Below are 20,326 nucleotides of genomic sequence, written 5' to 3' on the forward strand. Positions count from 1 at the left end.
ATCGTCCACTGCCGGCGCGTTTCCCGCAGAACGGGGGATAACCCCGCCCTGCGGGAAACGCTTGGCATTGAACGATTTATGCAAAATCAAACCCCTATCCATAATTGATGACAGGCCCTTTGGCCTCTATCGAACCTGAATGAAGCGCCGGTTTATATGTCTGCGCCGGCGGCTTCAAGCATGTCGACGAGATCCCGGCTGACCTGTCCTGTCGTGCGGTAGTTGTGGAAGATCTCGAACTTGCGGATCGCTTCCGCCGTACTCGTGCCAGCGACGCCGTCAACCGGTGCCTGAAGGAAGCCCAATTGGGCCAGCCCGCGCTGGACCGTGCTCACGAGTTCCCGGTCGAGCGCAGCGGGGATGGGCGCGGACGCCGGGCCCGACGCCGTTTGTGCGGCCGGTTCGCTCCCACCGGATGCTGACGGATCGAAGAGCTGTGCGTCGGCTTGCTGGATTGGCACCTCGGCAGGCGCCGTTTCGTTACCGGCGATAAGCGCCGCGATATCCTGTCCCGCGGGTTCCACTGCAACCGGTGCGGGCATCGACTGTGCAGCCGGCTGCTGCGGGGGTTGAGGGGTTACCTCCGATGTCGTGACGGGTGCGTTGCGCACGGCGTCGATGACTTCAGGTGTCGCGGCCCCGGTGCGCGGCAAGCCCGTGCGCGCCTCGAATGCACGGATCGCATCGGCGGTCTTGGGGCCGTAATAGCCGTCCACGACGCCGTCGAACAGGCCCATGGCCTTGAGCTTGCGCTGGAGTTCGGCGATGTCCTCATTGCCGATCGCAACGGATGCGTTTGCACTGGTCTCGGACGTGGCCGTCTGTGTCGCGGGCTGCGCCTCTTGAGCGGCGGGCGTGGATGGCGCCACCGGGCGTTCGGCGGCAGGCTGAGGTGCTGCCGTCAGGTTGGCCGGGCGTTCGACAACGGGTTCGACGGGCTCGGGACGGCTGACTGCCGGCGCGCCGAACATGGGCGCCGGGTGATATCCATCCTGCAGGAACAGCGCGTTGGCCGCCGCCATCATCGAGAGCCCCGCGACAACGATCACGCCGGTCGAGGTCATCGGCGCGTGCATCATCCTGCCCGCTCCCCACGCAACGCCCCGTCCGATAAACGAAATGAAGGCGTTGCCAATCGCCATTGGCATCGAAGCGGTCGAGGTCTGGTTCATCTTGCGGCGCTTTGTCTTTCGTCGTGTTGCCATTTGTCTTCGTCGTTGCGGCTGGTGTCCTTATGGAGGACCGCGATTTCCGCCGAATGCGGCTTGCGCGTGCGTTCGGGCCCGTCGAGCGGCAGCAGGACGGTCACTGTCGTGCCGATTCCCGGCTCGGAGGTGACGTGCAGTTGTCCGTCATGGAGCCCCACAAGTCCCTTTACGATCGAGAGCCCAAGCCCCGTCCCCTCATACCGGCGCGAGAGACCGCCCTGCTCCTGCAGGAACGGTTCGCCGATGCGCCCGATGGTTTCGGGCGTCATGCCAATTCCGGAGTCGGAAACTGCAACGGCGAGCATCTTGCCCTGCCGCCGCATGGCCAGCTGCACCTCACCGCCTTCGTGGCTGAATTTGACTGCGTTCGAAAGCAGGTTGATGAGGATCTGGCGGCAGGCCCGCTCGTCCGCCATGAGTTGCGGCAGGCCAGGCGCCAGTGCGCGGGTGAGCGTCACGCCCTTGTCGGCGGCTTGCTGCTCGACGAGTTGGATACAGGGATCGACAAGCGTTTCAGGCGAAAACAGATCGGTCGAAATCTCGAACTTGCCCGCCTCGATCTTGGACATGTCCAAAAGCATGTTCACGACTTCGAGGAGGTGCAGTCCGCTCTGGCGGATGTGCCCGGCATATTCCTGATGCCCGGGCGAGAGCGTACCGCCGATCCCCGCTTGCATCATATCCGAAAACCCGACAATGGCATTGAGGGGTGTGCGCAGCTCATGTCCGATGGTGGCGAGGAAGCGCGACTTCGCCTCCGAGGCCTGCTCGGCCTCGCGGCGGGCCTTTTCTGTCTCGCCCTCGGTGTCCTTGCGGGCAGTAATGTCGCGCATCACACCGATGACGTCGTGCGCGTCCATGCCCTCGGCAGATTCGCTGACGGGGGAAAGGCTCATCTCGATCCAGACATAGTGTGCGGACCGGCCCGGCGTTTCGCTATCGCGGCGCATCCGCATTTCGACCTGCGAGACCTTGCCGCGCCGCGTGGCGCTGGAGATTGCGGCCATATAGGCGGGGCGGTCCATCACGTGGATGCGTTCGAAAAAGCCGTCGCCGTCGAGTTCATAGCGCTGGCACGCCAGCAGGCGACTCGTGGAGCGCGTGAGATAGCGTAGCGCGCCATCGCCCCCAAAAACGGCCACGGCATCGGGCACGCTTTCAATGAAGTCCGCAAAGGCCGGCCGCTCAGCACCCGCCGCACCCCATGCGTTTTGGGACGTAGGGTTGCGGCGAATATAACCTCCGAACGCGAAAATCACGACGCCGATGAGAGCCGCGAGCCCGAAATCGAGGACATCGGGATCTGCGAGCGTCAGCGTCAAGCCGAGCGCGGCGACGGTCGCGATAAGACAGGCCCGTTCCTGCGCGAAGCGCTTGTGCATATGCAGCGCGAGGGAAACCCCGCCGCCAGCCATGGCAATGCTGGCAAGAAGGAAAGGAATCCTAAGCCCGGTCGTCAGAAAATAGAGCGCGAACGGATAGGCGATCGCGGCGGCGGCAAGCAGACCCATAGCAGCAAAAAACAGCCCTTCGCGGCCCTTGCGCGTGGCCCGGGTTCCGATCGCCGCCGGCTCGGCCAGGGATGCGCCGATATCCACGAATTTCAAAGGGTTGCGCATGAAGCTACTCGACTTTCCGGGCGCTACTCGCCCGAATCCCACAGGAGATTTCCAGTGGTTGGCGACACAGTTCCATCCCAAGCCCTAATGCACCCTTAAGTCCCTGGCCGAAGACGTTGCCAAAGCGCAATTTGAGTGCCGAATCGGGTCGGTTTCTCCGGTTAGCGTAAATAGTTCCTTGCTGAATCCTGCCTTACCGGAGCGCCTGCAATTGATCGAAAATTTGATGACAATTTTATGCGTTTTTTCCAGACCGGCTTTACGGCGCCCTGCTAGCCTGTCCGACGTTGGTTCCCTTGCATCGGGGCAAAGGTGGTTCGGAAAATGTTTCTACTGCGCTCGGCTTTCTGGCTCACTGCCGCCTATCTCGTGCTTGCACCCCATGCGGGCACGGATATCGGCAATGCCGCACAGGCTGTCAGCAAATCCGCGCCGCAGATTGCGGTTGCGGGACTTTCGAGCCTCCCCTGCGGCTCGCTCGAATGCACCACGGGGCGCGCCGCCGCGCTTGGTGTTCTGGAGAGTATCGGTAAAGACGATGGCACCCTCCCCACCGTCATCGCATCTGCCGATCCCGCCACTTTGACGCTCATGGACGCAGCCGTCGTCCCCGAGAGCGCGCCTGTGCCGCCCAAGCGCCCCGACTGGGCAAGCTAACGACACTCCTCCCCCGGAGCCTGCTGTGGCCGAACTTGGCCGGGCACGCTTCTTCATTAGGCCGCAGATGCACGGTTTTCCGCGTCTGCGGCCCTTTTTTTGTGGCGCGCAGTACTCTATCTAGGGCGTATGACGACGACACCCGCATTTGACGAAATTGCCGAAAACCTTTCCTTCCTCGATGATTGGGAGGATCGGTACCGCTATGTCATCGAGTTGGGGCAGGCCCTGCCGCCGCTTGCGGAAACCGAGCGCAACCCGGCGAATAAGGTGCATGGCTGCGCCTCGCAGGTATGGCTTGTCACGGAGCCGCATGCGGTCAATGGCGAAACCGTGCTGACCTATCGCGGAGAGTCCGACGCGTTGATCGTCAAGGGCCTGGTTGCGATCCTGCTCGCGCTTTATTCCGGCCGCACGCCCAGGGACGTCGCCGAGACCGACGCGATCCCGCTGCTCGACGATATCGGCCTGCGCGAGCACTTGTCCACGCAGCGCTCGAACGGGCTGGCCGCGATGGTCAAGCGTATCCGCTCGGACGCCATGGCGATGGCCTGAAGCCCTGTCCGGGACAAGAACCGGCTTTCCGCTGCAGCCCCCGCAACACCATGCTTCAGGGCGAAAACAGGTGAACCAGAAAAGTTCCAAACAGCACCAGCGTCAACGCCCACAGGCTGACGGTGAGGGCATTGCCAGCAAACCGGCGAAAAGGACGCATCCGCGCGCGGCGCATCCTGTCACGGCGATTGTCTTCACCAATCTGTTTGCAATACCCCATATCCTCAACCCGATACCTCGATGGCCCCGAAATATCTGATTTTGCGATAATCTGAATTTCAGATTATTGCGAGTCCCCGTTGACGGTCTACGGGGGCGGAGTTGGAAAAAACGCTGGCATCGGCGCGCCATCGCGCCCTGATCGAATTCCTGATCGAGCAACGTCAGGCAGCCGGAATAACGCAAGCGGAACTGGCGACCCGGCTCGGCGAATATCAGTCATTCGTCGCACGACTCGAAAGCGGGCAGCGGCGGGTGGATGTGGTCGAATTTCTCGCAATTGCGGAAATTCTGGGCTTCGATGCGGCGGCAGCCTTGCGGCAATTGGCTGAAGCGTAACCCACGCAAGCTTCCCAACCGAAACCTGGCCCTACGCCATCAACAGAACTCCGCCGGCCGCGCGTCGCGATCCATCCAGCCTCTGTCACGGGCTGTGTCGGGTCCTCTTGCCACTGGCATCAGCCCGTAATCCCTGGCCAGTTGATCGAGGCCGATCCTCAGTACAAGCTTCGCGGAGCGCCGGGGCCAGCCGCGTTCGGTCTCGACCGTCTGCAACCCCTTTTCATATCCGCACACGTCGATGACGACCCCGGCGCAATCGCGCGGAAGGCGGGCGTGGATTTCCGCCAATCTTTTGCGTGCCGATGCCGCCATGTCGGTGATATCGGCAGCGCCCTGCCCATCCCGCCCGCCGGACGTCGTGACGGGACTATAGGCCATGGTGGTGCGGGGAGTGAGATGCGCCCGGTCGAATAATTGCTGAACCCTGCGCCCGGCCTCCAAATGATGCGGCGCAAGGAAAGCCGGACGGCCGCCGGTCGAACGCGCCAACGGAGCCAGCTGAGGCAGCGGATCGGTCGTTGGCGGTATGGTGCAGGGCTCGACGCCCTGAGACGCCAGTGCCCTGCGCAACCATTCGCGCGCCGGGGCGGCCGCTCGTAGTCCTGCTTCCGTTTCCGTAACGATCCCGTCCGCGATCAGCTCTGTCCGCTCACGCACCGAGAGGCTTTCGGCCTCCGCGCCCCTGCCGCGCAACAGGCCGCGGACGAACCGGATCTGCCGTTCAGTGGCGGGCATGGCGGACCTCCCGGTCTTTGCCTGGGCACATGCGGGCGGCAACCAGCGCATCCTCGATCACACGCTCAAGAGCAGCGAGGTGTTCATCGACTGCCTTGTCGTCGCGCATGTCCTCGACGGCGGCGCAGGCGTGGGAGACGGTTTTGCGGTCCCGCCCGAAAGCGCGGCCGACTTCAGTCATCGTTGTGCTCAAAAGCGTGTGGCTGAGATACATTGCCACCTGGCGCGCCGCCGCCACCTTCGCCCGCGATCGGTTGGGGGTAAGCAGTTCGGCAAGCGTCACGCCATGCGCCTCGGCAACGTGGCGCCCTACTTCACGGCATGCACGCCGCACCAGACGATCCCGCTCTGGCGGAATAGCGCCGGAACCCCCGGATTTTCCAGGCTTTTGAGCCGTCTGGATGTAGGTTTGTTCGGTCGTCATAGGAATACCCCCTCGTATATAGGATATAATTCCTATAACCGCATATGAAGGGGGCGGGGATAACTTCTTTTTCCCATGGTTTATTCGGGCACGAAAAAGGCCGCCCGGAGGCGGCCTCAAACACGATAATCGATTTGGATTCAATGCGAATCCGCTGTCCCCGACGCGGCAGGTGCGCTGCGTCTTCAGCCCGTAATCAGGCCGACTTGCGGCCCAGGCCGTTGACCTTGGCGAGTTTGGAGCGCGTGGCCGAATAGCTCGGCGCGACCATCGGGTAGTCGCTCGGCAGACCCCATTTCTCGCGGTATTCTTCCGGCGAAAGGTTGTAGTGCGTGCGCAGATGGCGCTTCAGCGACTTGAACTTCTTGCCGTCTTCGAGACAGATGATGTAGTCCGGCGTCACAGACTTGCGCACGGGAACAGCCGGCTTCTTTTCTTCTACCGGCGGGGCAGTCTCTTCGGCCTGCAATGCTTTGAGCGCCGCGTGAACATCGCCGATCAGCTTGGGAAGATCGGTCGGGCTGATGGCATTATGGCTTACATAAGCCGATACGATTTCGGTACTGAACTCAACAAGGTCGACATCGACCTTGGGCTCCGCATCCACCGTGTTGGTCATTGCGTTTCCCTTTCAGGTTGGGGACATATAAAGCTTACGCGGGGTGATTGGACGCGCATGCATCAATTGGGTACGTCTACGGTTATTTAGTCACAGATTCAAGCTTTGCAATACATCTTGGCGAAATTTAGCGCATTCTAATCTTTACTTGAATTGCCCTCACGATTTTCCAGCGCGTTAAATACGGTTTCTCCACAGGGTTTGTATCCCGCGATATAGGCGGCCCTTGCCAGAAGATGGGCGGAAATCGGTGCAGTCAGCATGAAAAACACGATCCCCACAAGCGCCCGGAGAATCACCGCGCCGTCGAACGATATCAACGCGATCGCGATCAGCGTGAGCCCCGACCCCACTGTCCCGGCCTTGGAGGCGGCGTGGGCACGCGTATAAAGATCGGGCAGCCGCAGAATGCCGACGACGGCAAGGAAACTGAACACGGCGCCAATTACAAGGAGTAGACCGGCAACGAAATAGAGCAGATCGGCGATCATTCCCTGGCCTCCTCGCGGGACTCTTCTTGCGCGCTGCGAGAGAATTCCCAGCGCTGGTAGATGAAGCGGGCGAAGGCCACGGTCGAGAGGAACCCCACCAGCCCCAGCGCGATGGCGATGTCGAGATAAAGCGTAAAGCCCGTGCGGATGGCGATAACGACGATATAGCCGATCACCACGGCCACCAGCATGTCGAGCGCCAGGATACGGTCCGGCAGCGTCGGGCCGACGACGATACGATACATCGTTAGGAGCAACGACGCGGTTAAAAGACCGAGCGAAATGGTGGTCGCCAGATGCAGGAATTCGGGGCCGGTCATGGCTCAAATACCTCAAGGATCTTGGCTTCGAAGCCGGTGCGTATGGATTGGACGGTCTCTTCCTCGCTACGCAATTCCAGCGCATGGACGTAGAGCGTCTTGCGGTCTTCTGACACGTCGATGCTCAGCGTACCCGGCGTGAGCGTGATGAGATTGGCCAGAAGCGTGATCTCGGCGTCAGAGGTGACCGTCAGCGGATAGGCGATGATGGCGGGATGGATTTTGCGCTTCATGTCCGGCGAGGCCACGAGCACCGCCACACGGATCGCCGACATCATCAGTTCGTAAAGGAATAGCCCGACCAGCGAGAGAACACGCCATATCCGGCGCAGAAAATTCGGCCGTGTCACCCTGTCGCGGACGAAGAACAGCGCGATGACCGCGACGGCGACGCCCAGCAACAGGTTCATGATGCCGAACGAACCGGTAACGGCGCCCCAGACGATGGCGAGAATCAGAACGATGAGGGCGAAATTCATCAGTGCGGCACTCCTGCGAAAACGGCAGAGATGTAACGCTCAGGGTTGAGCATATCGATGGCCGCGATCCCGCCCGCCTCGATCAGCCAGTTGGGGAAAAGTCCCAAAACCACGATCAGCGCAACCAGGACGATGGTCGGAGCGAGCCCCAGCCGGGTTTCATCGGACGTCAGGCGCCGCAAGGTTTCGTTGGGCTGCTCGGAGCGCGCGCCTTCGTGGCCGTTGCGCCAGAAAATATGCGCCCAAAGCCGGCTTGCGGCAATCAGCGTCAAAAGGGAATTGAGCAGGAGCGTCGCGACGATCACCCATTCCCCTGCCCTGACCCCACCTTCGACGAGCAGGATTTTCGGCCACAACCCGAGGAAGGGCGGTAACCCTGCGATGGCGAAAACGAGGATGATAAACAGGATCGAAAGCGGCGCATTGGCCGTATAGATCCCGCCCATATAGCGGATGTCCTGCGTGCCGCTCATGCGCTCGACGAGCCCGCCGACGAGGTAGAAGGCCGTCAGCGTCAGGATCGAATGCACCGCGTAGATGACGCCGCCACCGATCCCGTGCTGGGTGCCCAGCGTCAGCCCGGCAAAAAGCACGCCGATGCCGCCGATCACAAGAAAACCGATGGCCCGGCGCAGATTGGTCTGCGCGAGCGCGCCCAGCGGTCCGAGGATCATCGTCGCTACAGCGATGACGAGAATGACCGGCTCGAGCATTCCCCGTCCCTCGGGCAGCAAGAGCACCAGCACCCGATAGGCGGCGTAAGCGCCAACCTTGGTCAAAAGCCCGCCGAAGAGCGCCGACACAGCGACCGCAGGCGTGTGATATGCCGCCGGCAACCAGGCGTTGGCCGGGAAGGCAGCGGCCTTGATGCCGAAGGCGAACAGGAACAGCCCCGAAACCGTCAGCAGCGGCCCGATTGGCGCCTGCGCCGATTTCTGCGCGATGTCGGCCATGTTGAGCGTGCCGGTGATGCCGTAGAGATAGGCGATCGCGATCAGGAACAGCGTGGTCGCGAGGAAATTCAGGAAGCCGTATTTCACCGCGCCATCGATCTGGATACGCCGCCCGCCCAGAATCAAAAGCCCGAACGACGCAATCAGCATCACTTCGAACCAGACATAGAGGTTGAAGATATCCCCGGTGAGGAACGACCCGCTCACCCCGCACAAGAGCAGCAACAGAAGCGGATAGAAGCCGAAGCGGTATTCGCGCTCGTCAAGTTCGACCTTGGCAAAGATCACAATAACCAAAGCGGCGACCGACGCGGCCAGCGCGAAGAGCGCGCTGGTCATATCGGCGGCAAAGGTGATGCCGAAGGGCGGCAGCCATTTGCCCATGGTCATGGCAAGCGGTCCCGCCTCGAACACGCGCAGAAGCAGATAGACATTGGAAACGATGATCGCGAGCACGACCAGACCGGCGAAAACCGACTGCATCGCCCGCTGGTTGCGCAGCATCACCAGAAGCCCGGCGCCCACGAGCGCAAGCGCCACGGGCCAGACGACGATCCAGTCCGCGGACGCGGTCGCGCCCTCGATCATCGCGGGGGGGAGGTTGAGCGTATCGTGGCCTGTTGTTGCCATTCTTGCTTGGTACCTAGTAGCTCAGGGGCGGACGCGGAGCGTTTTCGGGCTCTGCGAGGCGCATATTGTCGGTGTTGTCGGCGTCGAGCGCCTGATAGGCGCGATAGCCCAGCACCAGAAGGAAGGCAAAGAGCGAGAAGCCGATCACGATGGCGGTCAAAATCAACGCCTGCGGCAAAGGGTTCGCCGAATCCGCAAGTGGCGCATACGCGCCCTCTGGTACGATGGGCGGCACTTCCCGCGTCAGCCGGCCGGTGGTGAAAATCAAAAGATTGACCGCATTGCCCAGAATGGAAATGCCCAACAGCATCCGGATAACGGATTTAGACAGCAACAGATAGAGCGAGACGGCAAAGAACAGGGCGATAAGCCCCACAAGTGCGGTTTCCATCAGTCCTCGTCCTCCCCGCCCTCGAGTGTCAGCGCGATGGTGCCTACAGCCCCCACCACCACGAAATAGACCCCGATATCGAACAGCATCGGTGTGGAAAGTGCGATCTCCGCCCCCTCCACAAAGAAGGTCACCCAGAGCCCAGTCAGGAACGGATCCGCCGCGGGCAACGAAAGGAAGCCGCTCAGCGCGGCAAGGAACACGCCAAATCCCGCGAGTGAAATGGGGTGAACCTTCAAAGCCTTGCGCGTTGCCTCGACGCCGCACGCAATGCCGTAGATCGCTATCCCCGAGGCCCCGATCAGCCCACCGATGAACCCGCCACCCGGCTCATTGTGTCCGCGCAGCAGGACGAAGACCGAAAACATGATCATCAGCGCGGCGAGGATCGGCGCCGCGGTCCGGAAAATGACGGTATTCATGACGCTTTCCTCCGGCGTCTCGCCGTGGGCCTGGCAATGCCTCTTGGCATGTCGCCATTTCCGCCCCGGAGCCGGACGAGCGCCAGAACCGCAATGCCGGCGGCCATCACGACGGAAATCTCGCCCAGTGTATCAATGGCGCGGTAGTCGACGAGGATGACGTTGACGATATTGCGCCCATGCGCCAGCGGCCGGCTTGTCTCGTTGAAGAACTCGGTGAGCGAGAGATCGAGGTTGAGCTGCAGGACGCTCAGCAGCACGACGGCGAAACCCGTCGCCGCCAGGATCGCCACCGCACCGTCGCGCAGAGCGACTTCGAACTCACGCGGATCGCGGGCATCAAGGTGCAGCCGGGTCATCACCAGCGCGAGAATGACGACCGAGAGCGTTTCGACCATGAACTGGGTAAAGCTCAGATCCGGCGCGCCGAAGAGCAGGAAGATGAGCGCGACGGCAAAACCCTGAATGCCCAGCGCAACGATGGCCGTCAGCCGCGTGCGCAGAAGCAGGATCGCGACGAGCCCCGCCGCGGCGATCAGGATGGCGCCCCATTCGTAGAAGGTGAGATCCGGAAATGCGGGCATATCCGGCATCGTCCCGGTGATCAGCATCGGCGCATAGAGCACCACCGCCAAGACGGAGAACATCAAGAGAATATACCATTCGAGCCGCCCGTGATGGAGCACGCGCGTCACCGCGTCGGCAAACCGGATAAGCCCGAACATCAGCGCGTCGAACCCGATATCGAAGGTCCAACCGATCGCCTGCCCGGTCCGCCGCAGCGCGCCGCGCACCGCATCGGCCCGCCAGATGATCGCGCCACCGAGCGCCCAGGTCGCAAGCGAGGCCCACACCGCCGGGTTGGTCAGATCGAAGGCGAGATGGACATGCGCATCGACCTCATGGTTGGTGATCGACCCGCCAATGGGGTTGAGCGCGAAATGATTGATCCAGTCGGTAAAGAGCCCCGCCGAAATGCCCATCACCCCGAGGATCACCGGTCCGATCCAGAGGGACAGCCCCCCCTCGTGCGGCTCGTGCGGCGTGGGCTTTAGCGGCCCAAGGAACGGCTTGGTGGCAACGAGGATGCCGACCGCCATCATCAGCGCATTGCCGAGGATCAGGACCGCGAGGAAGAAAAGATCAGGCCAGAGCCCGTGCACCAGGGCGAGATACATCTCTTCCTTGGCAAGGAAACCCAGCGCAATGGGAAATCCTGCCATCGAGAACGCCCCCAGAGCGGCGGCGATAAACGTCACCGGCAGGTGTTCGCGCAGGCCCCCAAGCGCGGTGATATCGCGCGTCCCGGTGCCGTGATCGATGGCGCCAGCGACCATGAAGAGACCGCCCTTGAAGAAGGAGTGTGCGCACAGATAAAGGATCGCCCCGAGCACGGCTTCCTTGGTGCCGAAGCCCAAAAGCATCACCAGAAGCCCGAGCGAGCCCAGCGTCGTATAGGCAAGTATCTGCTTGAGATCCGTTTGCCGCACCGCCAGCGCGCCGCCCCACAAAAGCGTCAGCCCGCCGACGAGCGTCAAAATCCAGAACCATTCGGGCGTCCCGCCCAGCACCGGGCTCATCCGCGCGATCAGGTAGACGCCGGCCTTCACCATCGTCGCCGAGTGCAGATAAGCCGAGACCGGCGTCGGCGCCTCCATTGCGTTGGGCAGCCAGAAATGGAACGGCACCTGCGCGGATTTGGCGAACGCACCGGCAAGCACCAGCAAAAGCGCAAGCAGGTAGATCGGCTGTTCCTGCATCGTCCCGGCCTGCCCAAGGAAGCCGGTCAGGCTGTTCTCGCCGCTCACCACAGACATCAGGATAAGCCCTGCAAGCAAGGCGAGCCCACCCGCGCCGGTCACCACCAGCGCCTGGATCGCGGCGCGGCGCGCGGCCTGGCGCGAATGGTCGAACCCGATCAGGAGGAACGACGTGATCGAGGTCAACTCCCAGAAGACGAAGAGCGTGAAGATGTTGTCCGCCAGCACTAGCCCGAGCATCGAGCCCATGAACATCAGCATATAGGAGAAGAACCGCCCCTGATGCGGATGCCCGGCGAGATAGCCGCCCGAGTAGATGACGATAAAGGTGCCGATCCCCGAGATCAGCAACCCAAACATCAGGCTCAATCCGTCGATGAAGAACGAGAAGCTGATGCCATAGGAAGGGATCCAGGGCAGCGCCGCCTGGACGACGGTATATTCGGCGACCGGTGTAACGAAGGTCAAAAGCAGCGCGAATATAGCCGCAGGGACGATGGCAAGCACCCAACCGGCGAGCGGGCCGGTAAACGATTTGATCCATGGCGCGAATATGGCGACGATAAAGGGCGCAACCGCGATCAACGCAATCGAAAAATCGAGACTTGGACCCAAATCAGCCCCCGGACCATTCAAACCAGAACCGCGACACCGATGCCCTCAAGCAGCGGAAAAGAGAATCAGCGCGCAAAGAGTAACGTGCCTCACGACAAGCTCAACCGAAACCGGCCCGATCGGACTGGAACACGGGATTGCCGCGAGGAGTTGTGAACACCATATCGCAGACAAACGCTATAATAATGAACAACACTTCAATAAAGGCGAAAACGCACCATGACCGATATGACGAAGACCTCCAACGCCGAATGGCGCGATAAATTGACGCCGGAGCAGTACCACGTCACCCGCGAGCACGGTACCGAGCGCGCGTTTTCCCATCCCTACAACCTCGAAAAACGGGAGGGGATTTATTATTGCGTGTGTTGCGGCACGGCGCTGTTCACCTCGGACGCCAAATACGATTCCGGCTCGGGCTGGCCGAGTTTCTTCCAGCCAGTGTCGGACGATGTGATCAAGGAAGTCGACGACCGCAGCTTTTTTCAGCGCCGCACCGAAATCCGCTGCGCCAATTGCGACGCGCATCTTGGCCATGTGTTTCCCGATGGCCCGGCGCCGACTGGGCAGCGCTATTGCACCAACGGGCTGGCACTGGATTTCAAGCCGGAGGCGTGAGGCTACCCCTCCATCCAGTTCTCGAACCGCAGTTCGGGGACGCGGGCGAACTCACGGCCATTGTTGGTAACCAGAACGCAGTCGGCGGCTAACGCGTGCCCCGCGATCATGGTGTCGTTGCTGCCGATGGGCATTCCCTTTACGGCCAGTGCACGCTTTATCTGCGTTGCCTCGACTGCCGCCGCCGCTTCCCAGGGCAGAATGGCCGAGAGACGCTTGACGAATGTGTCGACCAGATGCGCATGGCGGGGCGACGCATTGCGGCCCACCGTGCCCAGCAGCATTTCGTAGTAGGTGATTACGGAGATGACAATCTGATGCTGGCTTTCCACCGCTTCCTGCAGCCGTTCGAGTACGGAGACGGGCCGCTCGCGCATGATGTAGGAGCAGATGTTGGTATCGAGCATATATATGACCGACATCAGTGCTTACCGGTATCCTCGAACGAGAACCGGCCTTCCTCGATGAGGTCCAGCCGCTCGCGCAAAAAGTCCGGATCCGCGTGCGGCTCGGCCGCAAACGAAATCCAGTCCGGCCGCACGGGGCGCAGGAGGATCGTGTCGCCCTTCCGTTCGATGGACAGCTCGGTTACCCCATGGAACTCAAAATCCTTGGGGAGGCGTATTGCCTGATTGCGGTTGTTGCGGAAAATGGACACTGTGCGAGCCACGGCTGGCCTCCATAGATGCGTTGCCATTTTAGCATATACCGTGCATATGTCAAAATCTCGTACTGAGTTTGCACCCACCCCAGGACATCCCATGACCACCCCCTCCGCCGCCCAGCGTCCCTTCTCCGACACCCGCCACGGCATCACCCGCGAAGACCCCTATGCGTGGCTCCGCGCGGAGAACTGGCGCGAGGTCATGGCCGATCCCGAGACGCTGCCGCAGGACATCCGCGACTATCTCGAGGCCGAGAACGCCTTTTACGAATCCCGGTTCGGCGAACCCACCAAGGCACTGCAGGAAAAAATCTACGCGGAAATCCGCGGCCGCATCAAAGAGGACGACAGTTCCGTCCCCGCGCCCGATGGCCCCTTCGCCTATTATTCGCGCACCCGCGAGGGCGACCAGTATCCGCTCGTCTGCCGCGCACCCCGCGAGGGCGGAGACGAAACGATCCTCCTTGATTGCAACGCCGAGGCCGGTGAAGGCTATTTTGGCTTCGGGGGTGCCGAACATTCGCCCGATCACACCATGATCGCCTGGGCGGCGGACCGGAACGGGTCGGAATACTACACCATCCACATCCGCGACGCCGCGACCGGCAAAGACCGCGAAGAGACCATCGAAAAGGCCGGGTCCGGCGCGCTCTGGGCCAATGACAACGCGTCGTTCTACTACGTCGAACTCGACGAGAACCACCGCCCCTTCCGCGTCCGCCGGCATATACTGGGCACCGCACAGGACGAAGACACCATCGTCTACGAGGAGAAAGACCCCGGCTTCTTCGTCGGCGTCGGGCTCACCCAGTCCCGTCGGTTCATCACCATTTCAGCGCACGACCACCAGACCTCCGAGGTCTGGCTGATCGACGCGGACAAGGGCGGCGCGCCATCTCTCGTCGAGCCGCGGCACGAGAACACTGAATATTCTCTCGAAGAGCGTGATGGCACGCTTTACATCCTCACCAACGATAACGAGGCGGAAGACTTCAAGATCGCGACCGCGCCGGTCTCCGATCCTGGCGTTAGCAACTGGCAAGACCTCGTCCCCCACGAATCCGGCACACTCATCCTCGATATGGACGTGTTGGCCAACCACCTCATCCGCCTTGAGCGCAAGGATGGTCTTCCTCGCATCGTCGTGCGCGATCTGCGCACAGACAGCGAAGAAACCATCGCCTTCCCCGAGGAGGCGTATTCGCTGGGCCTCATCCCCGGCTACGAGTTCGACACCGCAACGATCCGCTTTTCCTATTCCTCGCCGACGACCCCCGCTCAGGTTTACGACATGGACCTCGAAACCGGCGCGCGTGTCCTCCGCAAGCAGCAGGAAGTGCCATCGGGCCACGACCCCGCGCTTTATGAAACCAGACGTCTCTTCGCCACAGCGGCCGACGGCGAAGAGGTGCCCGTCACCCTCCTCTATCGCAAGGGCCTCAGCCTCGACGGCTCGGCGCCGTGCCTTCTTTACGGCTACGGCTCTTACGGCCATTCGATTCCCGCCGCATTCTCAGTCTCCCATCTGTCGCTGGTAGACCGCGGCTTCGTCTTTGCCACGGCGCATATCCGTGGCGGCATGGACAAAGGCTATCGCTGGTACAAGACCGGCCGCGCCGAGCACAAGGTCAACACCTTCACCGATTTCATTGCCGCCGCCGAAATGCTGATTGAGGCCGGCTATACCGCCAAGGGCAGGATCGTCGCCGAGGGCGGTTCGGCGGGCGGCATGCTCATGGGCGCGATTGCAAACATGCGGCCCGATCTCTGGGCGGGCGTGATGGCCATCGTCCCCTTCGTCGACGTGCTCAACACCATGCTCGACGACACGCTTCCGCTCACCCCGCCCGAATGGCCCGAATGGGGGAACCCGATCGCGTCGAAAGAAGCGTATGAGCGTATCGCGTCCTACTCGCCTTACGACAATGTCGAAGCGAAAGACTACCCGCCCATCCTCGCGCTGGCCGGGCTCACCGACCCGCGCGTCACCTATTGGGAGCCGGCCAAATGGGTGGCGAAACTGCGCGCGACCAAGACCGACACCAATCCATTATACCTGCGGACCAATATGGGCGCCGGGCATGGCGGCGCCTCGGGCCGCTTCGAACGGATCAAGGAAACCGCGATCACCTACGCCTTCGCGCTCAAATGCGTGGGGCTGGCGTAGGTTTACGCCGCGTCGTCCTGCAGCGCGCGAACGGGCGGCTATTTGCGCTGCATGGCGCGCCACAGGTCGTAATTAGCCTGCAAGGCGATCCAGGCGCGCGCCGTGCTCACGCCGGCCTTTTCCAGCCGGATCGCCAAATCCGGGCTGATTCCGGCCTCGCCGTTCACGACCCGCGAAAGCGCCACGCGCGACATCGCCAACCGTTCGGCCGCCTCGGTTACAGAGAGGCCGAGCGGTTCGAACACGTCCTCCTTGAGGATTTTCGAGTTCGACGTCAGATCCAGCAAAACGGAACGTTACAGGCCAATTGCCGTTCACCCATACTGACCAGTGTCCCGCAAGATCACCCTTGAGCGGATGAAGCCTGTACGATGGAATCGCGACATCCTGCGGCCCGTGCGCCACTTCAAGCAGCCCCAGAATACGCCGCAGCTTCCGCGCATGCGCGACCTGAATTCCCCGTGTCGATCCTGTGCGATAGACGCTTCGAGGCCCTTGTGCCAAAACCCGGAGATCATACACAGGTTGCATCGCGTATAGCTATACGACACAAGACGAAAATCCGGAACAACTTTTCCCGTTATCCCGATTGCCCGTGCGGTTCGCTCACGTTATATAGAAAGCATTCACTTGGTAAATTCGCCAACCCTATCTTCCATATATCCCGATCCTCACTCAACAGGAGGCCAACAATGAGCTTTTCCCTTCCCGATCTTCCCTATGCCTACGATGCGCTTGGGCCTTATATGTCGGCCGAAACGCTCGAATACCATCACGACAAGCACCATCAGGCTTATGTGACCAATGGTTCGAAACTGCTCGAAGGCTCGGGCCTCGAAGGCAAAGCGCTCGAGGACATCGTCAAGGAGAGCTACGGCAAGAACCAGGGCCTCTTCAACAATGCCGGCCAGCACTACAACCACATTCATTTCTGGAAGTGGATGAAGCCCAATGGCGGCGGCTCCTCGCTGCCGGGCAAACTGCAGGCTGCCGTTGACAGCGACCTTGGCGGCTTCGACAAATTCCGCTCCGATTTCCTCGCCGCCGGCGCCGGTCAGTTCGGTTCGGGCTGGGCCTGGCTCGCCCTCAAAAACGGCAAGCTTGAAGTCATGAAGACGCCGAACGGAGAAAACCCGCTGGTCCACGGCGGCGTACCGCTTCTGGGCGTCGATGTGTGGGAGCACTCCTACTATATCGACTACCGCAACGCCCGTCCGAAATACCTCGAAGCCTGGTTCGACAACCTCGTGAACTGGGAATACGTGGAAGAGCTCTTCGACGCCGCCTCGTAAGTCCTCTCCTGGTCAGAACGGTATCGAAGCGTTTTTTCGCACAAGCATGTCCCCGGACTTGATCCGGCGATGGGCACCACTTTTGCGGGTTTACCCAAAGGGCCGCGGAAGCGGAAACGTGACAAACGCTCATATGCCCCGTCTGTGTCCACAGGCGGGGCTTTTACTTTAAGCATGCCCGCACCCTCCGCTTCCGACTCGCGGCCACACATGTTAAGAGTTTATTAAACATAGTATTAGGGGGTGCATCTTGACGGAATCTGTGCCGACCGTCGCCGTATTGTCGTCCAGCCCGGCGCTCGTTTCCATTCTGGGTGCGACGCTGCGAAGCCGGCGGGACTGGCGCGTGCGCGAATTCCGCGATGCACGGTCGCTCAACGCCTATATGCGGATCGCACCGGTCGCCATGCTGGTTTCCGATTTCACGTTTGAGGACGGCAATCTCGCCACGCTCGCTCAAGCCATCCGCAACGACGAGATGGTCATCTCCAAGCATGTGCAGATCATCGCTCTGAGCCGCACGGTCAGCCCCCGCATGCGCCGCGAATGTGTCACCGCGGGGATTGACGAAGTGATCGTCAAGCCGATGAGCCCGATCTACCTCAAGGAGCGCATCGGCGCCCGCATCGCCAAAGGCCCCACCGACCACATCGTCGTCAAGGACAGTTACTTCGGCCCCGAACGCCGCGGCCGCATTCCCATGCGCGACCACCGCGAGATCCCGGTCGAGCGCCGGGGCGACAATGTGGTGTCATTTGCCGCTCACCGTGTGCAGCGTGGGATCGAGACGCGGCCGGAGGCTTAGCCGGCCTTCGGTCTTTCCTATTCGGCACCACAAGCTCCCCCTAACCTGTCACCCTGCGTTCGTCCTCATCGTTGTCCTTAAGCAGGTTCCGCAAAAGCATGCCCTCGGGCTTGACCCGAGGGTGTCCCACGGTTTTGCGACAAGAACCTGCGACAACCAAAGGAATCTAAGCAGGCATTCGTGGGTTTCCCCACGAATGCCTGCTTAGGACGCGGCAGCACTTTGCCCTAAACCAACCGCTTGAGCCTGCCGATCAAATCATCCACGCCATCAGCAAAAACGATCAGCCGATCCGTGCTCCCAAGCCCCGGATTGGCGACATCGGAAATGAACCCGCGCACGATCTCGAACGCCTTCTTACGGTTCAAGAGCCCCACCGGCTTGCCACTCACCGGCCCGCCGACATCGGCCCAAGCGCGATAGAGTGCCGCGGTCGTGGAGAGTCCTCCCGGCAGGCCGATCAGCGCATCTGCGGTTTCCGCGGCAAGCCGTGCCGCGTCTCGTGCATCCTCGGCCAATTCGACAGCAACACTGTCGGGCAAGCCATCGGGCCGATCCGCTTTCGCGCAGATCAGTGTCACGCGCGCACCCTTGCCGAGCGCCCCGGCAACGAACTGCACAGGATAGCGCCCGGCCACCGCCGTCACCACAACGGCCACGCCGCGACTGCCCAGCGTTTCCCCCGCCTGCCGGTAAAGCGTTGCGTGCTCAGTTTCTCCGGCATCGGCAAAAACCGCGGCGGTCATCTTCTGGGCCATCAAAGCCTCCCTTTACCGGCCACGTGAGAGGCTGCCGAGAATGCCGCGCACCAACGCGTTTCCCGCCTGCCGGGCCACTGTGCGCGCGAACTGGTTGAACGCGGCTTCCATCGGCGTCTGTCGTGAAGACCGCCTTGGCGGGGGCCGATGGTTCGCCGCTTCATGCGCCTCGATCCGCGCTTCCCGTACCGCTTGTTGGGCGCGCTGGGCCAGAACCTCGTAAGCCGAACTGCGGTCTACCGCCTCGTCATATTTCCCCGCTACCGGGCTCTGCGCCATCACCGCTTTGCGCTCGGCCTCGATCAGCGGCCCCATACGCGAAGACGGCGGGCGGATCAGCGTACGCCCAACGACCGAGGGCACGCCTTTTTCACCCAGCGTCGAAACCAGCGCTTCGCCGGTGCCCAACTGGGTGATCGCCTGCTCTGTCGAGAAATCCGGATTGGCCCTGAAGCTCTCAGCTGCCGCGCGGACGGCCTTTTGCTCCTTGGGCGTATAGGCGCGCAGCGCGTGCTGCACGCGATTGCCCAGTTGCGCCAGCACCGCCTCGGGCACATCCATCGGGTTCTGCGTCACGAAATAAACACCTACGCCTTTCGAGCGCACCAGCTTCACCACCTGCTCGATCTTGTCGAGCAGCACCTTGGGCGCCTCATCGAACAAGAGGTGCGCTTCCTCGAAAAAGAAAACGAGCCGGGGCTTTTCCGGATCGCCCACTTCGGGCAACTGCTCAAAGAGCTCCGAGAGCAGCCACAAGAGAAAAATCGCATAGAGCCGCGGCGACCGCATCAGCTCATCCGCAGCAAGAATGGAGATATACCCCCGTCCCTCCGCGTCCACCCGCATCAGATCGGCAATATCGAGCGCACGTTCGCCGAAGAAATTCTCCCCGCCCTGCTGTTCGAGCACCAGCAGCGCCCGCTGGATCGCACCGACGGTCGCCGTGGAGATATGCCCGTAGAGCGTGGAAAGCTCCTTGCGCCGCTCACCCACATGGGCGAGCAGCGCGCGCAGATCCTTGAAATCGAGAAGCAGTAGCCCCTCGTCGTCGGCGAGCGCGAACGCGGCGTTCAGAACCCCTTCCTGGGTGTCGTTGAGATCGAGAATGCGCGAGAGGAGCAGCGGCCCCATCTCCGAAACCGTCGTCCTGACCGGATGCCCCTGGCGCCCGAACAGATCCCAGAAAATCGTCGGGAACCCCTCGTATCCATAATCGGCAAACCCGATCTTCTCCGCCCGCGCGGCGAGGAAATCCTTGGGCTCCCCGGCCACCGCCAGCCCCGCGACGTCACCCTTGATGTCCGCGCAAAAAACCGGCACCCCGGCGCGCGAAAAGCCCTCGGCGAGGATCTGCATGGTTACCGTCTTGCCAGTGCCGGTCGCGCCGGTCACCAATCCGTGACGGTTGGCCTTATCGAGCGCGAGATATTCGGGCTCGGTGCTCGTGCCGAGATAAACCGCCGTATCGATGAGCATATCGCCCGATTCCCCACTCGTTATGGTCGCCAACCTATACCGGGCGCGAAGCGGATGGAACAAGTGGGGAGGGGTATCGGCGGATCCATTGCCACCCTTTCCAAATC

The 20,326-nt window shown here is 61.7% G+C and carries 24 protein-coding genes and 1 pseudogene; 7 read left to right on the plus strand and 18 right to left on the minus strand.

Translation table 11 applies throughout. From position 1 onward, the window contains the following. Positions 1 to 152: 152 nt before the first annotated feature. Positions 153 to 1,205 (minus strand): peptidoglycan-binding protein, encoded by a 1,053-nt coding sequence (locus LG281_RS06530; RefSeq protein WP_404405547.1) that lies wholly within the window; start codon positions 1,203 to 1,205, stop codon positions 153 to 155. Further along, positions 1,169 to 2,827 carry an ATP-binding protein gene (locus LG281_RS06535; protein WP_404405549.1) on the minus strand — a complete coding sequence of 553 codons (1,659 nt, stop codon included), beginning with the start codon at positions 2,825 to 2,827 and terminating at the stop codon, positions 1,169 to 1,171. Before LG281_RS06535 ends, LG281_RS06530 begins: the two co-directional genes overlap by 37 nt. Positions 2,828 to 3,151: 324 nt before the next feature. On the opposite strand from LG281_RS06535, the gene LG281_RS06540 reads away from it, so the two are divergent. The 3 genes from LG281_RS06540 to LG281_RS06550 all read left to right on the plus strand — a co-directional run bounded on the left by LG281_RS06540 (position 3,152) and on the right by LG281_RS06550 (position 4,597). Next, the gene (locus tag LG281_RS06540; protein WP_404405551.1) at positions 3,152 to 3,484 is read left to right on the plus strand and encodes a hypothetical protein; all 333 of its coding nucleotides are present in this window, start codon (positions 3,152 to 3,154) and stop codon (positions 3,482 to 3,484) included. A gap of 129 nt (positions 3,485 to 3,613) precedes the next feature. Next, positions 3,614 to 4,039, plus strand: coding sequence for a SufE family protein (locus tag LG281_RS06545; protein ID WP_404405553.1), 426 nt, complete (start codon positions 3,614 to 3,616; stop codon positions 4,037 to 4,039). A 321-nt stretch (positions 4,040 to 4,360) separates the two neighbouring features. Further along, the gene (locus tag LG281_RS06550) at positions 4,361 to 4,597 is read left to right on the plus strand and encodes a multiprotein-bridging factor 1 family protein (protein WP_404405555.1); all 237 of its coding nucleotides are present in this window, start codon (positions 4,361 to 4,363) and stop codon (positions 4,595 to 4,597) included. Between the two features lie 39 nt (positions 4,598 to 4,636). Here LG281_RS06550 and LG281_RS06555 read toward each other — a convergent pair whose 3' ends face one another. From LG281_RS06555 to LG281_RS06600, 10 genes are all read right to left on the minus strand, one after another. Further along, positions 4,637 to 5,335 carry a DUF6456 domain-containing protein gene (locus tag LG281_RS06555; RefSeq protein ID WP_404405557.1) on the minus strand — a complete coding sequence of 233 codons (699 nt, stop codon included), beginning with the start codon at positions 5,333 to 5,335 and terminating at the stop codon, positions 4,637 to 4,639. Beyond that, on the minus strand, positions 5,322 to 5,759 hold the full coding sequence (locus LG281_RS06560; RefSeq protein WP_404405559.1) for a helix-turn-helix domain-containing protein: 438 nt from the start codon (positions 5,757 to 5,759) through the stop codon (positions 5,322 to 5,324). Before LG281_RS06560 ends, LG281_RS06555 begins: the two co-directional genes overlap by 14 nt. A 196-nt stretch (positions 5,760 to 5,955) precedes the next feature. After that, positions 5,956 to 6,378: a MucR family transcriptional regulator gene (locus tag LG281_RS06565; RefSeq protein WP_404405561.1), complete on the minus strand. Its 423-nt coding sequence runs from the start codon at positions 6,376 to 6,378 to the stop codon at positions 5,956 to 5,958. A 137-nt stretch (positions 6,379 to 6,515) separates the two neighbouring features. After that, the gene (mnhG, locus tag LG281_RS06570) at positions 6,516 to 6,869 is read right to left on the minus strand and encodes a monovalent cation/H(+) antiporter subunit G (RefSeq protein WP_404405563.1); all 354 of its coding nucleotides are present in this window, start codon (positions 6,867 to 6,869) and stop codon (positions 6,516 to 6,518) included. After that, positions 6,866 to 7,189, minus strand: coding sequence for a cation:proton antiporter (locus tag LG281_RS06575; protein WP_404405565.1), 324 nt, complete (start codon positions 7,187 to 7,189; stop codon positions 6,866 to 6,868). Before LG281_RS06575 ends, mnhG begins: the two co-directional genes overlap by 4 nt. Then, the gene (locus LG281_RS06580) at positions 7,186 to 7,668 is read right to left on the minus strand and encodes a Na+/H+ antiporter subunit E (protein WP_404405567.1); all 483 of its coding nucleotides are present in this window, start codon (positions 7,666 to 7,668) and stop codon (positions 7,186 to 7,188) included. The genes LG281_RS06575 and LG281_RS06580 overlap by 4 nt, the downstream gene beginning before the upstream one ends. After that, positions 7,668 to 9,251 (minus strand): Na+/H+ antiporter subunit D, encoded by a 1,584-nt coding sequence (locus tag LG281_RS06585; RefSeq protein WP_404405569.1) that lies wholly within the window; start codon positions 9,249 to 9,251, stop codon positions 7,668 to 7,670. Before LG281_RS06585 ends, LG281_RS06580 begins: the two co-directional genes overlap by 1 nt. A 13-nt stretch (positions 9,252 to 9,264) precedes the next feature. After that, the gene (locus tag LG281_RS06590) at positions 9,265 to 9,642 is read right to left on the minus strand and encodes a Na+/H+ antiporter subunit C (RefSeq protein ID WP_404405571.1); all 378 of its coding nucleotides are present in this window, start codon (positions 9,640 to 9,642) and stop codon (positions 9,265 to 9,267) included. Continuing rightward, complete coding sequence (locus LG281_RS06595; RefSeq protein ID WP_404405573.1) at positions 9,642 to 10,064, minus strand: Na+/H+ antiporter subunit B; 423 nt, start codon at positions 10,062 to 10,064, stop codon at positions 9,642 to 9,644. The genes LG281_RS06590 and LG281_RS06595 overlap by 1 nt, the downstream gene beginning before the upstream one ends. Further along, positions 10,061 to 12,439, minus strand: a complete 2,379-nt coding sequence (locus tag LG281_RS06600) for a putative monovalent cation/H+ antiporter subunit A (RefSeq protein ID WP_404405575.1) — start codon at positions 12,437 to 12,439, stop codon at positions 10,061 to 10,063. Before LG281_RS06600 ends, LG281_RS06595 begins: the two co-directional genes overlap by 4 nt. A gap of 219 nt (positions 12,440 to 12,658) precedes the next feature. Here LG281_RS06600 and msrB point away from each other — a divergent pair, with 219 nt between their 5' ends. After that, positions 12,659 to 13,057: a peptide-methionine (R)-S-oxide reductase MsrB gene (msrB, locus tag LG281_RS06605; RefSeq protein WP_404405577.1), complete on the plus strand. Its 399-nt coding sequence runs from the start codon at positions 12,659 to 12,661 to the stop codon at positions 13,055 to 13,057. Between the two features lie 2 nt (positions 13,058 to 13,059). Here the strand turns inward: msrB and LG281_RS06610 are convergent, their stop codons facing one another. Then, positions 13,060 to 13,479, minus strand: a complete 420-nt coding sequence (locus LG281_RS06610) for a type II toxin-antitoxin system VapC family toxin (protein ID WP_404405579.1) — start codon at positions 13,477 to 13,479, stop codon at positions 13,060 to 13,062. After that, a complete protein-coding gene (gene vapB, locus LG281_RS06615; protein ID WP_404405581.1) occupies positions 13,479 to 13,727 on the minus strand; it encodes a type II toxin-antitoxin system VapB family antitoxin in 249 nt (82 codons plus the stop codon). The genes LG281_RS06610 and vapB overlap by 1 nt, the downstream gene beginning before the upstream one ends. Before the next feature lie 91 nt (positions 13,728 to 13,818). Here vapB and LG281_RS06620 point away from each other — a divergent pair, with 91 nt between their 5' ends. Beyond that, positions 13,819 to 15,888 carry a S9 family peptidase gene (locus LG281_RS06620; protein WP_404405583.1) on the plus strand — a complete coding sequence of 690 codons (2,070 nt, stop codon included), beginning with the start codon at positions 13,819 to 13,821 and terminating at the stop codon, positions 15,886 to 15,888. 38 nt (positions 15,889 to 15,926) lie between these two features. On the opposite strand, the gene LG281_RS06625 is transcribed toward LG281_RS06620, so the two are convergent. Further along, positions 15,927 to 16,175: a HigA family addiction module antitoxin gene (locus LG281_RS06625; protein ID WP_404405585.1), complete on the minus strand. Its 249-nt coding sequence runs from the start codon at positions 16,173 to 16,175 to the stop codon at positions 15,927 to 15,929. A gap of 49 nt (positions 16,176 to 16,224) precedes the next feature. Continuing rightward, a pseudogene (locus LG281_RS06630) lies at positions 16,225 to 16,419 on the minus strand (type II toxin-antitoxin system RelE/ParE family toxin); the annotation flags it as partial. A 161-nt stretch (positions 16,420 to 16,580) separates the two neighbouring features. Between LG281_RS06630 and LG281_RS06635 the strand changes: the two are divergent. Further along, a complete protein-coding gene (locus tag LG281_RS06635; RefSeq protein ID WP_404405587.1) occupies positions 16,581 to 17,180 on the plus strand; it encodes a superoxide dismutase in 600 nt (199 codons plus the stop codon). Positions 17,181 to 17,430: 250 nt separating this feature from the next. Further along, positions 17,431 to 17,985 carry a response regulator gene (locus tag LG281_RS06640; protein WP_404405589.1) on the plus strand — a complete coding sequence of 185 codons (555 nt, stop codon included), beginning with the start codon at positions 17,431 to 17,433 and terminating at the stop codon, positions 17,983 to 17,985. 227 nt (positions 17,986 to 18,212) lie between these two features. Here the strand turns inward: LG281_RS06640 and LG281_RS06645 are convergent, their stop codons facing one another. Together LG281_RS06645 and LG281_RS06650 are read right to left on the minus strand one after the other, a co-directional pair. Then, positions 18,213 to 18,743, minus strand: coding sequence for a hypothetical protein (locus LG281_RS06645; protein WP_404405591.1), 531 nt, complete (start codon positions 18,741 to 18,743; stop codon positions 18,213 to 18,215). A 12-nt stretch (positions 18,744 to 18,755) separates the two neighbouring features. Next, positions 18,756 to 20,219, minus strand: a complete 1,464-nt coding sequence (locus LG281_RS06650; protein ID WP_404405593.1) for a helicase HerA-like C-terminal domain-containing protein — start codon at positions 20,217 to 20,219, stop codon at positions 18,756 to 18,758. Between the last annotated feature and the right edge of the window lie 107 nt (positions 20,220 to 20,326).

Source organism: Pelagibacterium halotolerans (assembly GCF_044811015.1).
In the GTDB taxonomy this organism is placed as follows: domain Bacteria; phylum Pseudomonadota; class Alphaproteobacteria; order Rhizobiales; family Devosiaceae; genus Pelagibacterium; species Pelagibacterium halotolerans_A.